The 14,728-nt window shown below is 67.5% G+C and carries 12 protein-coding genes; 4 read left to right on the forward strand and 8 right to left on the reverse strand.

Annotated elements, in window-relative coordinates; translation table 11 throughout:
• The first annotated feature begins 231 nt into the window (after nt 1–231).
• Nucleotides 232–1,446, forward strand: coding sequence for a putative ABC transporter permease (locus ACWKY3_RS12600; protein ID WP_449316741.1), 1,215 nt, complete (start codon nt 232–234; stop codon nt 1,444–1,446).
• 19 nt (nt 1,447–1,465) lie between these two features.
• Here ACWKY3_RS12600 and crcB read toward each other — a convergent pair whose 3' ends face one another.
• Together crcB and ACWKY3_RS12610 are read right to left on the reverse strand one after the other, a co-directional pair.
• Nucleotides 1,466–1,861 (reverse strand): fluoride efflux transporter CrcB, encoded by a 396-nt coding sequence (gene crcB, locus ACWKY3_RS12605; RefSeq protein ID WP_449316742.1) that lies wholly within the window; start codon nt 1,859–1,861, stop codon nt 1,466–1,468.
• A 17-nt stretch (nt 1,862–1,878) separates the two neighbouring features.
• On the reverse strand, nt 1,879–2,733 hold the full coding sequence (locus ACWKY3_RS12610) for a TIGR02452 family protein (RefSeq protein WP_449316743.1): 855 nt from the start codon (nt 2,731–2,733) through the stop codon (nt 1,879–1,881).
• Between the two features lie 272 nt (nt 2,734–3,005).
• On the opposite strand from ACWKY3_RS12610, the gene ACWKY3_RS12615 reads away from it, so the two are divergent.
• The gene (locus tag ACWKY3_RS12615; RefSeq protein ID WP_449316744.1) at nt 3,006–4,529 is read left to right on the forward strand and encodes a putative DNA modification/repair radical SAM protein; all 1,524 of its coding nucleotides are present in this window, start codon (nt 3,006–3,008) and stop codon (nt 4,527–4,529) included.
• Nucleotides 4,523–5,314 (forward strand): TIGR03915 family putative DNA repair protein, encoded by a 792-nt coding sequence (locus ACWKY3_RS12620; protein WP_449316745.1) that lies wholly within the window; start codon nt 4,523–4,525, stop codon nt 5,312–5,314. Before ACWKY3_RS12615 ends, ACWKY3_RS12620 begins: the two co-directional genes overlap by 7 nt.
• A gap of 105 nt (nt 5,315–5,419) precedes the next feature.
• On the opposite strand, the gene feoB is transcribed toward ACWKY3_RS12620, so the two are convergent.
• The 4 genes from feoB to ACWKY3_RS12640 form a co-directional block, all read right to left on the reverse strand.
• On the reverse strand, nt 5,420–7,948 hold the full coding sequence (feoB, locus tag ACWKY3_RS12625; RefSeq protein ID WP_449316746.1) for a ferrous iron transport protein B: 2,529 nt from the start codon (nt 7,946–7,948) through the stop codon (nt 5,420–5,422).
• Nucleotides 7,949–8,141: 193 nt separating this feature from the next.
• Complete coding sequence (locus ACWKY3_RS12630; RefSeq protein ID WP_449316751.1) at nt 8,142–8,537, reverse strand: metal-dependent transcriptional regulator; 396 nt, start codon at nt 8,535–8,537, stop codon at nt 8,142–8,144.
• 349 nt (nt 8,538–8,886) lie between these two features.
• Nucleotides 8,887–10,620, reverse strand: a complete 1,734-nt coding sequence (locus tag ACWKY3_RS12635) for an ABC transporter ATP-binding protein (RefSeq protein WP_449316747.1) — start codon at nt 10,618–10,620, stop codon at nt 8,887–8,889.
• Nucleotides 10,610–12,535, reverse strand: coding sequence for an ABC transporter ATP-binding protein (locus tag ACWKY3_RS12640; RefSeq protein ID WP_449316748.1), 1,926 nt, complete (start codon nt 12,533–12,535; stop codon nt 10,610–10,612). Before ACWKY3_RS12640 ends, ACWKY3_RS12635 begins: the two co-directional genes overlap by 11 nt.
• Nucleotides 12,536–13,149: 614 nt before the next feature.
• Between ACWKY3_RS12640 and ACWKY3_RS12645 the strand changes: the two genes are divergently transcribed.
• On the forward strand, nt 13,150–13,386 hold the full coding sequence (locus ACWKY3_RS12645) for a hypothetical protein (RefSeq protein WP_449316749.1): 237 nt from the start codon (nt 13,150–13,152) through the stop codon (nt 13,384–13,386).
• Here ACWKY3_RS12645 and ACWKY3_RS12650 read toward each other — a convergent pair.
• Both ACWKY3_RS12650 and ACWKY3_RS12655 read right to left on the reverse strand, forming a co-directional pair.
• A complete protein-coding gene (locus ACWKY3_RS12650) occupies nt 13,383–13,991 on the reverse strand; it encodes an MptD family putative ECF transporter S component (RefSeq protein ID WP_449316750.1) in 609 nt (202 codons plus the stop codon). The genes ACWKY3_RS12645 and ACWKY3_RS12650 overlap by 4 nt on opposite strands.
• A 247-nt stretch (nt 13,992–14,238) precedes the next feature.
• Nucleotides 14,239–14,706 carry an ATP-binding cassette domain-containing protein gene (locus ACWKY3_RS12655; protein ID WP_449316752.1) on the reverse strand — a complete coding sequence of 156 codons (468 nt, stop codon included), beginning with the start codon at nt 14,704–14,706 and terminating at the stop codon, nt 14,239–14,241.
• Between the last annotated feature and the right edge of the window lie 22 nt (nt 14,707–14,728).

The following is a 14,728-nucleotide window of genomic DNA, read 5'->3' on the forward strand; positions in this document are numbered from 1 at the left end:
GGCGTTCGCATGCCAATTCCTTTTGGCCCTGCGAAAAAAAGCGGGGCGGATCCCGGCCTCACCCTGTTTCGGCCCCCAGGGCTATCAACCGCATTTTGATCAGATCGGTAGCGATTCTCCGCGCGGAGGGGACGAACGGCCCCTTTACCGCTATACTGTACCGAATATCGTCCGGAGCCATCCGCGCGCACCCGGCGCGCCCGACCCGACCCCATCCAAGGAGACGCCGCCATGGGCATCCATGACCAGAGCACCCCCGATTCGAGCGCCGAAGAGGCGATACCCCCGAACAAGCGGAAGATCCCCCTGCCGCTCAAAGCGTTCGGCATCCTGTCCGCCGTCATGGGAGCGTGCGTGACGGCGCTTCTGGTGCTGCTGATCGTGGGGATGACCCTGCTTCTGCAAAACGGCACCTTGGAACGCGAGTTCTCCTCGGCCACCCTTGTCATCTTCGGGGCCGACACCGCGCTCACCGCGGGGCTGGCCGCGATGTTCTGCCTGTTCGGCATCAGGCTTTTGCGCAACAAGCGCCGCCATGCCGCGCAGATAGCCGACGTCATGATCTTGGTCCTGGTGGCGGTGGTGCTGTGCGACATCATGCTGACCGGGCTGACCTGGGGCCTGCTCCCCTACGGCGTGATGGCCGTGTTCCTCGTCGTCATGCAAAGCTATTTGGACCCTTCGCTTGCCCAAGAACGCGAGCTGCAGCGCAAGCTGCGCGACATGGAGACGCGCGAGCAGGCCGAGGAGGGCACGCTCGGACGCGACGAGACGGGCAAGGGCTACATCACCCTCAACTTCTTCAACCTGTTCTGGATCTTCGTCGTATGCAGCGTGCTGGGCCTTATCATCGAGACCGTCTACCACTTCGCCGTGGTCGATCCGGGGCACTACCAAGACCGCGCGGGCCTTCTGTTCGGGCCGTTCTCGCCCATCTACGGCGTGGGGGCGGTGCTCATGACCATGGCCCTCAACCGGTTCCATGACAAAAACGTGCTCGTCGTGTTTTTGGTGAGCGCCGTCATCGGCGGAGCCTTCGAGTATTTGGTCAGCTGGTTCATGCAGTTCGCCTTCGGCATTGTGGCCTGGGACTACACGGGCACCTTCCTGTCCATCGACGGCCGCACCAACGGCATGTTCATGGCCATGTGGGGATGCTTGGGCGTGGTGTGGATCAAGCTTTTGCTGCCGTGGATGCTCAAGCTGGTGAACCTCATCCCCTGGAACCTGCGCTACACCGTGACCACCGTGTGCGCGGCGCTCATGATAGTGGACTGCGCCATGACGCTCATCGCGCTCGACTGCTGGTACCAGCGCGAAGCCGGCGACGACATGGGGCAATCGGCGCTGGTGGAGTTCTTCGACACGCACTTCGACAACGCCTACATGCAGGAGCGCTTCCAGAGCATGTCCATCAACCCGCAGGAGGCCACCCGCGCACGGTAGCGGGCGCGCCTGGGCGCGATCACGTCCCTGCGGACCCGGAGAGCGTCGCGCGCAGCGCGCGCACGGCCAAGCGGCCCAGCACCACGCCGGCCAGGCACGCCGCCACGCTGCCCGACGCGTAGAGCGCGCCCACGGCGTACTTGCCGCCCTCAAGAAGCGAGAGAGTCTCGAGCGAGAACGTGGAGAACGTGGTGAAACCGCCGCACACGCCCGTCTTGAGGAACAGCACGGCGCCGTCGGGCAGGCCAGACCCTGCGGTGGCGGCCTCGAACACAGCCCCTATGAGCACCGCGCCCGAGAAGTTCACCAGAAAGGTCATGAGCGGAAAGTCCCCTTCGACAGGCACGAGTCCCAGAAGGTAGCGCGCCACGGCTCCCACGAACCCGCCCAGGCCGACGTAGAGGATGGGCAGCATCCGCGCCTCCCCCTCCCTCAGCGCAGCGTGACGCCCTCGGGCAGCTCGATGCTCGAGGGGTCAAGCGCATCCTCGTCGTCCTGCCCCGCGGCCGCAATTTCCGGCGCAGGCGGCTCGGGCGCACCGAACACCTGGTCGAACGCCGGGAAATGCGCACGCGGCACGGCGAACACGATGCGCCCGATCACGCCCGGATGCGCCTCGATCCACGCCCGGAACAGCTCTGTCACCCGGGCCGCGTCGTAGCCGTTGCGCCCGCAGCCGAACGCTCCGCACACAAGCGTCTCGCAACCGTTCGCCGCCGCTATGCGCAGCAGCGCCTCCACACGGTCGGCTATCGCCCGGTCGCACTCGCGTTCGGAGCGATGGTTCTCCAGCGCGTGCGCGCGAACGGGCTCGGCCACGGCCACGACATCGGCTTTGCGCACGGATCCCCCGCACGAGAAGACGACGCCCGGCAGGTAGGCGGCCCGGTCGGAGAACAGCTGGCCGCAACGGTAGTCGCGGTTCTTGTCGTGGTAGACGGGCTTGATGCCGCGCAGCACCTGGTAGAGGTTGCTCTCCGAGCACAGGATCTGCTCGGGGCCGAAGGCGCCGTCCTCGTAGGCTCCGCCGGGCCGCATGAACGACGCCGGGTCCACGACCACCGTCTTCCCCTTCCCGAACCTGACCAGGGCCTCCGGTGCGAAGGCCGTGGTCACCACCGTCTCGGTCTCCTCAAACGCCGCCTGCGGCACGGGCAGCGTCCTGCCCTCGCCGTCCTCGTAGACGGTCGCGGCCGCCACCGTGGCCTCGGTGTCGCTTGCGCATGCGCCCCTCATCAGCGCCTCGTGCTTGGCGACCTGGGCGCGCCTCTGTTCCCTGTCGGCCATGTGATCCTCCGTTCGCGTGCCTTCGGGCGCCGATGCGGGCGGCGCTCCTTTGTCGTTTTCCCGATTATAGTAAAGAACGCGCAGGGAAAGAATAGGCAAAAGGCCGCTCCAGTCGGCTGGCAGGCGGAAGGCGCCGCAGCGGGCGCCCGCGCAGGCTGCGGCGGATGCCCGCGCATCTCCATCGTTTGTTCGATTGACGCGCTTCGCCTCGCCCCCTATCATAAGCGAACAAACATTCTTGCAAACATATGATCGCACGAACGGATGGGCGCATGGAGCTGATAGAGAAGCTGGACATCCTCGCCGACGCGGCGAAGTACGATGTGGCGTGCACCTCGTCAGGCATCGACCGCGCCGCTCGGAAAGGCAGGCTGGGCAGCACGCTGGCGGCCGGCTGCTGCCACAGCTTCTCGGCTGACGGGCGTTGCATCACGCTGCTCAAGGTGCTCATGACCAACGTTTGCGTCTACGACTGCGCCTACTGCGTGAACCGCGCCTCCAACGAGGTGCCGCGCGCGGCGTTCGAGCCGCGCGAGCTGGCCGAGCTCACCATCGCCTTCTACCGGCGCAACTACATAGAGGGGCTGTTCTTAAGCTCCGGCGTCCTTTGCAACCCCGACCACACCACCGAACTTATGATCCGCACCCTGGCCATCCTGCGGGAAGAGCACGGCTTCCGCGGCTACATCCACGCGAAGGCCGTGCCCGGCACCTCCCCCGAGCTCATCCAGAAGCTGGGGCATCTTGCCGACCGCATGAGCGTGAACCTTGAACTGCCCTCCCAGAAAAGCCTGCGGCTGCTGGCCCCCGATAAGGACAAGCAGCGCATCATCGCGCCCATGCGCCAGATCCGCGACGGCATAGCCGAGGACAAGGACACGCGCGCCCTCATGCGGCGCAAAACCACCTACCTGCAAAAGGCCCGACCGCCCAGAAAGGAGCGCGCGTTCGTGCCGGCGGGCCAGTCCACGCAGATGATCGTGGGCGCCACGCCCGAAAGCGATTTCCAGATACTCACCCTGTCGGCGGCGCTCTACCGCACGCTGTCGCTCAAGCGCGTGTTCTTCAGCGCCTACCTGCCCGTGAACGACGATGCCCGCCTTCCCGGCGCCGACGCCGTGCAGCTTAACCGCGAGCACCGCCTGTACCAGGCCGACTGGCTTTTGCGCTTCTACCGCTTCGACGTGGGCGAGATCGTGGACGAAGAGCACCCCTTCTTGGACACCGACATCGACCCGAAGGCGAACTGGGCCCTCAACCACCTGGACTTCTTCCCCGTGGAGGTGAACGCGGCGCCGTTCGAGGCGCTGCTGCGCGTGCCGGGCATCGGCGTGCGGGGAGCGCACCTCATCGTGCGCGCGCGGCGCACCACCTGCCTGCGGGAGACCGAGCTGCGCAAGCTGGGCATCGCCTACAAGAGGGCGCGCTTCTTCATCACCTGCGCGGGCAAGTACGCGGGGCAAGGGGCGGAGTTCACCCGCGAGGGCCTGCGCGCCCGGCTGGCCGCCCCCATCGAGGGCGGCGCGCACGGCCGTCGGTCGGCGAAGGTCACGCCCGGGCAGATGAGCCTGTTCGAGAGCGTGCAGACGCCCGAGAAGCTGCGGGCGGCGGGAGGCGGGCGCGCCTTGGGGGCCGTCCGGGCCGCGAAACGCCCGCCGAAGGCGGATCGGGCCGCGCCCTCCTCCCGCCGGACCGCACACGCCGGCCTTCCCGGCTCCAAGGACGCGGCATGCGCGGGCGACGGCGCGTTCGGCTGGCAGCGCGCGCTCGAGTTGGGCGGGGCGGGGCCATGCTGACGCCCGAGGAGCCGCTCTCAAGCGTGGCCTACGTCTACGACGGCAGCCCCGAGGGCCTGCTCACCGCCGTGTTCCAAGCCTACGCCAACCACGAGGACCCTCAGGACGTCGTGCGCGAGGGCGCCTTGCAGCCCAGGCTCGGGCAGTCCGTGCGGTTCGTGGAGACGGACGTCGATCTGGCCGTGCGCGTGCAAAGAGGCGTGCGCCGCACCTGCGGGCAGGACGCCCTCGACGCGATCGTGCACGCCTCCCTGTCGGACGACCCTGCCGCCGGCACCGTCGTCTACCGCTTCGTGCGCCACGCCATGCGCACAGGCCGCGCGCTCGACGACCTCGCGCACCCCGCCGTCGGCCCGCTTTTCGCGCTGGACCGCGCGGTCATGAACGAACGGCACTACCTCCAGCAGTTTTTGCGGTTCGAGCATCTGAAGGGCGGCGCATGGTTCGCCCGCTGCCACCCCAAAGCGTCGGTGGTCCCTTTGCTCATGGACTGGTTCAGCGCGCGCTTCAACACGCAGCCGTTCATGATCTTCGACGAGGCCCACGCCCTTGCCGGCGTCTACGAGGGGCGCGGCTGGCATCTGGTCCGCACCGAGTCCGTCGCGCTTCCCGCCGCCGCCGACGACGAGGCGCTCATGCAGGCGGCCTGGAAGCGCTTCTACGACGCCGTGGCCGTGGAGGCGCGCTACAACCCCGAGCTGCGCCGCCAGTTCATGCCCAAGCGCTTCTGGAAGGACATCCTGGAGATGCACGAGCGCATCCCCAGCCGCAAGCTCGCCCGCTAGGCTTCGCGCACCTGGCCGCCGGTCGCAGCCCGCCTCGCGCGCCCGGCCCGTCGCCTGCCATGCTGCGGACGGCGGGAGCGGAAACCCGCCGTTTCGACCCCGCCGTCAGCGCGCCTCTGCGCGCGGCTCGTCCTCGGCGGCCACCTCCGCACGCGCCGCGCAGCCCGCGCATCCGGCATCGCAGCCCAAGCCCGCCCGCCCGCGCCGCCGCGAGCGCCGCCACGCGAGCGCGGCCGAAACGGCCAGCGCAACCGCCAGCGCCGCGCTCAGCGCCCCCGCCGGCCCCGCCGCGAGCGCAAGCCCCGCTCCGCGCACCAAAAGCGCCGCCACCCAGGCCACGCCCAGCTGCCCGAACGCCATCGCCAGCGCCCAGCGCCCGCCCAGCTCGCGCCGCACCGACGCGAGCGCCGCGATGCACGGCGTGTACAGCAGGCAGAACACCAGCAGTCCCAGCGCCGCCAGCGGCGCGAGCGCGGCCACCAGCGCCTCTGTGCTCCCGAACAGGATGGAAAGCGTCGACACCACGCTCTCCTTGGCCATCACGCCCGTGACCAGCGCCGTGGACACCCGCCAGTCGCCGAACCCAAGCGGCGCGAACAGCGGCGCCACCCAGCCCGCCACCACGGCCAGCATGCTGTCGGCCGAGTCCTCCACCACGTTCAGCCCGAAATCGAACGTCTGCAAAAACCAGATGACGATGGTGGCCAAAAAGATCACTGTGAACGCGCGCTCCAGGAAGTCCTTCGCCTTCTCCCACAGAAGCTGGCCCACGTTGCGCAGGCTCGGCAGCCGGTAGCTCGGCAGTTCCATGACAAACGGCACTGCCTCGCCCAAAAACAGCGTGCGTCGCATAAACAGCGCCACCAGCACGCCCGCCACCATGCCCCCGAAGTACAGCCCCACCATCACAAGCGCCCCGTTGTCAGGGAAGAACGCCGCCGTGAAAAACGCGTAGATGGGCAGCTTGGCCGAGCAGCTCATGAACGGCGTGAGCAGCACGGTCATCTTGCGATCACGCTCGGAGGGCAGCGTGCGCGAGGCCATCACCGCCGGCACCGTGCATCCGAACCCCACGAGCATCGGCACGATGGAGCGTCCCGAAAGCCCGATGCGCCGCAGCAGCTTGTCCATGACGAACGCCACGCGCGCCATGTAGCCCGAATCCTCCAACAGCGACAGGAAGAAGAACAGCGTCACGATGATGGGCAGAAATCCCACCACGGATCCCACGCCGTTGAACACGCCGTCGACGACAAGCGAGCGCAGCACCTCGCTCACGCCCGCAGCCTCAAGCGCGCCGGCCGCAGCGTCGGTGAGCGCGCCTATCCCCGCGTCCAGCTGCTCGGACAAAAACGCCCCCACCACGTTGAACGTGAGCCAGAACACAAGCGCCATGATGGCCACGAACGCGGGGATGGCCGTGAGCGGCCCGGTGAGGACGCGGTCGATGCGCATGCTGCGCGCGTGCTCGCGGCTCTCATGCGGCTTCACCACCGTGCGCGAGCACACCCGCCCGATAAACCCGAAGCGCATGTCGGCGATGGCGGCGGCACGGTCCAGCCCGCGCTCGGATTCCATCTGGCGCACGATGTGCTCGAGCGCCTCCTCCTCGTTGCGGTCGAGCTTCAAACGCTCAAGCACCAGCGGGTCGCCCTCGGCCAGCTTGGACGCGGCGAAGCGTGCCGGGACGCCCGCCCGTTCGGCGTGGTCGTCCACCAGCGCCATGATGCCGTGCAGACACCGGTGCACCGCGCCGCCGTGCGCGTCGGGCGCGCAGAAATCCTGGCGCACGGGCGGCTCCTGGTAGCGCGCCACGTGCAGCGCATGGTCCACCAACTCGCCGATGCCCTCGCCCTTGAGCGCCGAGATGGGCACCACGGGAACGCCGAGCAGCTGCTCCATCCCGTTCACGTCCACGGTGCCGCCGTTGCCCTCCAGCTCGTCCATCATGTTGAGGGCCACCACCATGGGAATGCCCAGTTCCATGAGCTGCATCGTCAGGTACAGATTGCGCTCCACGTTCGTGGCGTCCACGATGTTGATGATGCCGCGCGGCCGCTCATCCAGCAAAAACCGGCGCGTCACCACCTCCTCGCTCGAATACGGCGACATGGAGTAGATGCCCGGCAAGTCGGTCACCTGCGCTTCGGCGTGCCCGCGGATGCGGCCGTCTTTGCGGTCCACCGTGACGCCGGGGAAGTTGCCCACGCGCTGATTGGCGCCGGTCAGCTGGTTGAACAGCGTGGTCTTGCCGCAGTTCTGGTTGCCCACCAGCGCAAACGTCAGCGGCTCCCCCTCGGGCAGGGGGTTCTCGTCCGCCTTGTCGTGAAAGCGCCCGCCCTCGCCCAATCCCGGATGCGGCAGGGGCCTGCCCAAAGCGGGGCCGCCGCGCCGCTCGGAGGCGTCGCGCACGTCGGACACCTCTATCTTGCGCGCGTCGTCCACGCGCAGCGTAAGCTCGTAGCCGTGGACGCGCACCTCCACCGGATCGCCCATGGGCGCGTGCTTCACCATGGTCACCGCAGCCGTCGGGATGATGCCCATGTCCAGGAAATGCTGCCTGAGCGGACCCTCGCCGCCCACCGCCACCACCGTGGCGGTCCTGCCGATGGGCAGGTCGTTCAAAGTTGCCAACGCGTCTCTCCTCCACGCGGCCGTCGGCTCCCCGCCTATCGCCGCGCTCGCCCCGTCTTGTTCGTCGTTCGCTGCCATGGTACCGCGAAACGGGCGGCAGGGGGAGGAGAAGTTTCCCGCAGCGAACGAACGGAGGGGTGCGCGGGCGAAGACGCGCGGCTGCGGTCGGCGCCGCGCCAAGAGCGAAGAGGCGCTACACCCCGGGGCGCTCCCGCGGCTCAAGGCCGATGCGCTTCGCGTAGGCAACCCAGTGGGGGAACGACTCGTCGCTGATGGCATGCTCCATCTTGCACGCCTCCTCGTCGGCGACCGACTCCTCTATGCCCACGACCTGCGTCAAAAACGCGAACAGGAGCTTGTGGCGATCCAGCACCGAGGTGCCGTAGGCAAGCCCCTTTTCGGTGAGCACCACGCCGCCGTAAGGCTGCTGGTCCACGTAGCCCTCCCGCTTGAGCACGGACACGGCCTTGTTCACCGAAGCTTTCGAAACGTCCAAAGACTCCGCTATGTCAACGCAGCGCACCGGCTCGCGCGAAGGACCTCCCAGCTCCACGATGGCTTCCAGGTAGTCCTCGCCCGACATGGACATCCGCTCCACAGCGTCCTCCTTTCCCCTCCCCCTTTCTTCGGCCCCAACGGCGCTTCCGGCACAAGAAAGGCGGAGGGAAGAAGGGGGAGTCTTCCCTCCGCCTGCAGGGTGCGGCAGTCGGCCAGACGAGAGGAGCCCTGCCGCCGGGTCAGCGGAAACGTCGCTCGGTAAGGGATGGCGCCCGCCCCATCGCCGGGAGGCGCGCATCTCGCTTCCGATGAAAGTTAGAATAAGCGAACTCCCTGTGCTTCGCAAGTAGAGTTAGCCTTAGCATACAATTTCTTCACACAGGGGGCGACGCGCGGCGGCCGGCGCGTGCCTCGTGCGCTCGCGCGCCGCGCCCCCGGCGTCACACGGTCCAGCCAACGGCCGCCCCCTGCAGCTCGGCCATGCGGCGGAACAAGCCGCCCTCGCGGGACATCAGCTCGGCGGGCGCGCCCTGCTCGGCCACGCGGCCCTCCTTCAGCACGACGATCTTGTCCGCGCTCATCACGGTGCGCATGCGATGGGCTATCACGATGACCGTCTTGCCCGCGAGCAGCCGCGACAGCGCCGCCTGCACCTGCGTCTCGTTCTCCACGTCGAGTGACGCCGTGGCCTCGTCCAGAAGCACCACCGGAGCGTCCTTCAGAAGCGCCCGCGCGATGGAGATGCGCTGCCGCTCGCCGCCGGAGAGGCGCGCACCGTTCTCGCCGATGCGCGTGGCAAAGCCCTGCGGCATCCGCCGCACGAACTCGTCGCAGTTCGCGGCTCGCGCCGCCGCCAGCACCTCCTCATCGGCGGCGTCGGCACGGCCGAGCCGGATGTTCTCCATCACCGTCTCGTCGAACAGCACCACGTCCTGGAACACCTCGGCATAGTGGGCGAGCAGCGTCTCCGGGTCCACGCCCGACACGTCCACGCCGCCCAAGCTCACGCGCCCGTCGTCGGCGTCCCAGAAGCGCGCCGCCAGCTTCGCCACCGTGGACTTGCCCGACCCGCTGGGACCCACGAGCGCCGTCACCTCGCCCTCGCGCGCCGTGAACGTCACGCCGGAAAGCACCTGCTCGCCGGTGTTGTACGAGAACGACACATCCTCGAACGCGAGGTCGTGGCCCTGCGGCGCGAACTCGGTCGCACCCGTCATGGGGCGCTCGGCCGCCAGCGCGCTCGTGCGCTTGATGGAGTGGCGCATCTCGGCCAGCTCGGCCGTGGACTGCAGCACCACGTTCACCGGATCGTACACGCGCGTCACCACCAACAAGAACGCGAAGTACGTCATGAAGTCCACCTGGCCGGCCACGATCAGCCCCGCCCCCGCCAAAACGGTGGACGCGATTCCCAGTTTCAAAAACGCCTGGGCCGAGGAGATGACGGCGCCCGTCGCCAGCTCGGAGGCCACCATGCGACGCTCCATCTCCTCCAACTTGCCCCCGAGGCCGCCGAGGAACGCCTCGGACTGGTTGGTGGCGCGGATCTCCTGCGCGCAGTCGAGGAACTCCTGCACGCCGTCTGCCATCACGAGGCGTTGGCGCTCCTTGGCCTCCACTTTGCGGCGCACAAGCCCCATCAAAAGCCCCATGAACGCAAACGCCACCGGCACCGGCCAAAACGCCGCCAACCCCAGCCGCCAGTCGAACGCCAGCACGCAGACGATGGCGACGGCCGTGGAGATGCCCGTGCCGAACAGCTGCGGCACCACGTGCATGAACAAACGCTCCTGATCGGCGCAGTCCTTCATGATGGCGTTCGTGAGGTCGGCAAGGTCGCGCCGCCCGAAGAACGACAGCGGCAGCCTGCGCAGATGCTCGGCAATGCCCTCGCGCTTGCGCGCGCTCTCCTCGTACACCGGCCCGTAGGTGTTGCGGTACTCCAGCCACTGCGTGAGCGCGATGAGCGCAAGTATCGCCGCCACACCCGCCACATACGGCGCCAGCCGCGGCAGCTCCGCGCCGTTCACGAGGTGGCCCATGAAGTCGCTCACCAAAAGAAACAGGATTCCGATGGGCGCGAACAGCATCAGGTTGGCCAGCGTGCAGAAAAACACGCCGCGTTTGAAGTTCCGCACGCCCTGCTCGGTCAGGCCCAACGCGCTACGCAGCATGGTCGCCTCCTTCCGTCCCGCCGATGCGCCACGCGGCGGCGCGCCGGTAGTCCTCCCACATGCGGGCGTACACGCCGCCGGCCGCCGCCAGCTCGTCGTGGGCGCCCTCCTCCACAAGCCGCCCGTCGGCCAGCACGCAGATCTTGTCCGCCCCCACAACCGCAGACAGCCTGTGCGCGATCATCAGCACGGTCTTGCCGCGCGTGAGGTGCGCGAGCGCGCGCTGGATGAGCGCCTCGTTCTCGGGATCGGCGAACGCCGTGGCCTCGTCCAGCACCACGATGGGCGCGTCTTTCAAGATGGCGCGAGCCAAGGCCACGCGCTGCCGCTCGCCGCCGGACAGATGCACGCCTGCGGCGCCCACCACGGTGTCCAGCCCGTCGGGCAGCTTCGCCACGATGTCGTCGCACTGCGCCGCGTGCGCCGCCGCCTCCACCTCCGCGCGCGTGGCGCTAGGCCGCGCGGCGCGGATGTTGTCGGCGATGCTCTGCTTGAACAGCCGCTCGTTCTGAAACACGAACGCCACGCGCTCCATCAGCGCGCGTTGCGGGATATCGCGCACATCCACATCCCCGATGCGCACCGCGCCCTCGCCCACGTCCCAAAAGCGCGGCACGAGGCTGGCCGCCGTGGTCTTGCCGCCACCCGAGGGCCCCACGAGCGCCACCGTGGCCCCGGCGGGCACGGCAAGCGTCACGTCGCGAAGCGCCGGCGCGTCGGCCGTGGGGTAGGTGAAGCTCACGTGGTCGAACTCGACGCTGTTGCAGGCCGGCTCCTTCGCCCGGTCGGGCGCCACCTCGCACATGAGCGGCGCGCCAAGGATACCCTCGAGGCGCGCCACGGCGTCCTGCGCCTCGGTGAGCGCCTGCGAGGAATACATCACTTTCGTCATCATCATGGTGGTGAGCGCCGAGAACACCACGTAGAACAGGAAGTCCGAAAGAAACGCCGGGAAATCGCCCGCGCTTCGCGCCAGCAGGATGCCCGCCGGCACCAGCACCGCGAACGTGGCGTTGATGGCCACCAGCTGCGCCACCTGCGGGGGCGTGCAGAGGCGCACGTAGGCGTTCGCAAAGTCCACGTACGCCGCGATGGCCTCCCGGAACGTATGGAACGACCGCACCGTCTGCTGGAACACCTTCACCACCGGGATGCCGCGCACGTACTCCACCGCGCCCTTGTTCATGCGGTCGAGCGCGTCTTGGTAGTTCTTCATGAACGTCATCATGTTGGTGTTCTCGTCGCCCCCGCCGCCGGCCATCATCCACATCATGCACAGCGCCGACACTACGATGGGCACAAGGCACAAAAGCCCCAGCACCCAATTGAACACGAGCATGACGACAAGGAACGCCACCGGCGTGACGAGCGCGCCCACGAAATCAGGGAAGCGGTGCGCCAGCACGCCCTCGGTGAGCCCCGTCGCTCCCTCGATGACGCGCCGCAGCTCGCCGGTGGAACGCATGCCGAAGTACCCGAGCGGCACACGCGCGAGGTGCTCAAGCGCGGCCTTGCGCATGTTCGTGGCCGTGCGGAACGCCGCGAGGTGCGTGCACATGAGCGCCGCGAAGTACACGATAAGCCCCGCGAGCGCGAACGCGAACGCCGCAAGGCCGTACGCGGCCGCATGGGCAGCCTGCGCCCAGTTCGGAGCCACCGCCACAAGGTCGCGCAGCACAAACCACACGCACACGAGCATCGCGATGGACAGCACCGCGTTCACGCCCGACAGCACGCACCCAAACACGATGAGCTTCCTATGCCCGCCCGCGAAGTCCAGAAGCCGCGCGATGGGGTTGCGCTGCCTGGCCCCTTTGGAGGGCTTGGACGCTTCGGGCCTTTGGGATTTCCCAAGCTTCCCAAGATCGGAGGGCGCTCGCTCGGAATCCTTCGCGCTCTTCCGTTTCTCGACCATAAACCGCCGCCTTTCCTTTGTGTTAGCTATGGAAAACATAGTAGCGCCTTACGCCGAAAAGCGGAGGCAAAGCGGCCGGATCGGGCGATCTTGCCGAAAAACCGAGCAAGCGCGGGTAAACCAGGGCAACCTGCGCCGACTGCGGATCGGCGAAACATCCCTCCCGCCCCCTCTTGGGAGGCGGGAGGGACCCGGATGGCGAGAAATAACCGAAGTCGGAAGGTTTTGTGGCGCCCCACTCTCTTTGAGGACATCGCAAAATCTTCCGACCAGGGCTTTCCCTCACGCTGCGGAACGAACCGCGCACAAAACCTTCCGATTTCGGTTATTTCTCGCCACCTCTCTGTTGAACCGGGGTCGACGAGGATCCCGCCGGAGGGACTCGGCGGACCCCGCCCGACAGGCCGGCTTCCCGAAGCGCTCGGCCAAGGGAAGCTCGGCTCGAGGGTTGGCAAACATAAGCTCGTGTCTAACAGAGAGCCTGCCATTCGCAAGGGAACGCACGGCAATGCCGGGGCCGACGCGGAAGCCGCCAAGCCCGCAAGCGTCCCGGCGCCCAGCGCACCACCGCCACGAACGCGGCACCGCCCTCTCGCGAGTGCTATCATGGCGGCATGGACGATTTCGAGAGAAGATGGCGGCTTATCCACGAGCAGCTGCTCGACCAAGCGAGCGGCGCGCAGCCGCGCGCCGTTGCAAGCCAGCGGACCCTTTTCGGCATCCGCAGCTCCGTCGAGGAGAAGATGGACCGCTTCGCCCGCCAGATCGAAGAGGAGCAGCGGGCGAAGCGGAATGCGGTGGGGCGCGAGGACGGCGATGCCGAGGCCGACAGCGCCAAGCGCCCCAGCTAGGCGGCGATCTTCGCGAAGTGCTTCCTGAACACCTTCGCGCCAAGCCAGCCGCCGATGAGGGCGCCCACCACGCAACCCACGCCGGCCACGGCGATGAGCGGGCTTTGCATGAAGCTCACCAGAGCCTGCCCGTACTCTGCGCTCATCCCGGATTGAACCACCATGTCCACGTAGGAATCGCCCGCAAGGAAGATCATCGACTGCTGGCCCACCCAAAACGCCAGCGTCCACACGGCGAACGCAACAGTGTCCTTCACCCTTGAACGCTTACCCACGCTCATGATAAGTTCGGCTAAAACGCCGCCCACGACAATACCCACCGGACCTGTCCAAAGCATCCCCAAAAGCAACCCCACCACCGCCACCAAAAGCGACATGACCAAGATTGCGCCGCGCTTCGGCACGCGCGCCACCAAATACATCCACACGATGCCTCCCGGGATGGCGCCTATGGCATGCGTGAACCAAAACGTGTTGGCGTTCATGCCCAGCACCATCGCGAACACGAAGAACACGATGAACAAAAGCACGCCGAAGATCGCGATGAAGATGAAATCCTTGCCCGTAAGTTTGCCCGAATTCCGAGCGTTTGCTGCTGTGACCATGTAAAGCTCCCTTCGATTGACTAAGCGGTCGGGCGCAGCGCCCGTCTTTTCCGCAGGTTCCTAAGCGATACCGAGCTGCGTGCTGCTTTGCGTCGCACGCTGCGACAGAGGACGTGCCGTGACAGGAGGACGGGGATAATGTCACGGTGACAGGGGGACGGGGATCAAGCGGGTGACAGGGGTGACATTATCCCCGTCCCCCTGTCACCGTCCCCCTGTCACCGGGGCGACGTCATCAGGCCATCCATCAAGCATGACAGCATCCCTGCCCCCTGCCATCGCGACCCCTGCCATCAAAACCGAACACCTCCCGCGCGCGGCGCAGCGTGCGCGGCGAGAGCGCGAAGCGCTCCGCGATGCGGCCGTCGGCCATGAAGGCCAGCTCGTCGCAGGTGGCGCACGCGAACTCGAAGTCATGCGTGACGATGACGAGGCAAGCGCCGCCTGCCTTCAGCCGCTCGATCTGCGCGGCAACGCGGCGCATGTTGGCGAGGTCGAGGCCGCTCGTGGGCTCGTCGAGCACCATCACGCGCGCGCCCTGCAGCGCGCCGGCGGCGATGGCGAGGCGTTGGCGCTGACCGCCCGACAACGACAACGGATGACGCTCACGCACATCCGACAGAGCAAAATCGGCGAGCGCGCGATCAATGAGGACCGCGGCCTCTTCGTAGGGAAGCGGATTGCCCCCCTGCCGCTCCCTCCTTTCTAGGGGCAGGGGGACACTGCCCGCCTTCTAG

The organism is Rubneribacter sp. (assembly GCF_965361815.1).

What these genes read in the sequence shown, in the direction of transcription:
- ACWKY3_RS12600 (WP_449316741.1), top strand. Translation starts at nt 232, where the DNA reads ATGGGCATCCATGACCAGAGCACCCCCGATTCGAGCGCCGAAGAGGCG.
- crcB (WP_449316742.1), bottom strand. Translation starts at nt 1,861, where the DNA reads ATGCTGCCCATCCTCTACGTCGGCCTGGGCGGGTTCGTGGGAGCCGTG.
- ACWKY3_RS12610 (WP_449316743.1), bottom strand. Translation starts at nt 2,733, where the DNA reads ATGGCCGACAGGGAACAGAGGCGCGCCCAGGTCGCCAAGCACGAGGCG.
- ACWKY3_RS12615 (WP_449316744.1), top strand. Translation starts at nt 3,006, where the DNA reads ATGGAGCTGATAGAGAAGCTGGACATCCTCGCCGACGCGGCGAAGTAC.
- ACWKY3_RS12620 (WP_449316745.1), top strand. Translation starts at nt 4,523, where the DNA reads ATGCTGACGCCCGAGGAGCCGCTCTCAAGCGTGGCCTACGTCTACGAC.
- ACWKY3_RS12630 (WP_449316751.1), bottom strand. Translation starts at nt 8,537, where the DNA reads ATGTCCATGTCGGGCGAGGACTACCTGGAAGCCATCGTGGAGCTGGGA.
- ACWKY3_RS12635 (WP_449316747.1), bottom strand. Translation starts at nt 10,620, where the DNA reads ATGCTGCGTAGCGCGTTGGGCCTGACCGAGCAGGGCGTGCGGAACTTC.
- ACWKY3_RS12640 (WP_449316748.1), bottom strand. Translation starts at nt 12,535, where the DNA reads ATGGTCGAGAAACGGAAGAGCGCGAAGGATTCCGAGCGAGCGCCCTCC.
- ACWKY3_RS12645 (WP_449316749.1), top strand. Translation starts at nt 13,150, where the DNA reads ATGGACGATTTCGAGAGAAGATGGCGGCTTATCCACGAGCAGCTGCTC.
- ACWKY3_RS12650 (WP_449316750.1), bottom strand. Translation starts at nt 13,991, where the DNA reads ATGGTCACAGCAGCAAACGCTCGGAATTCGGGCAAACTTACGGGCAAG.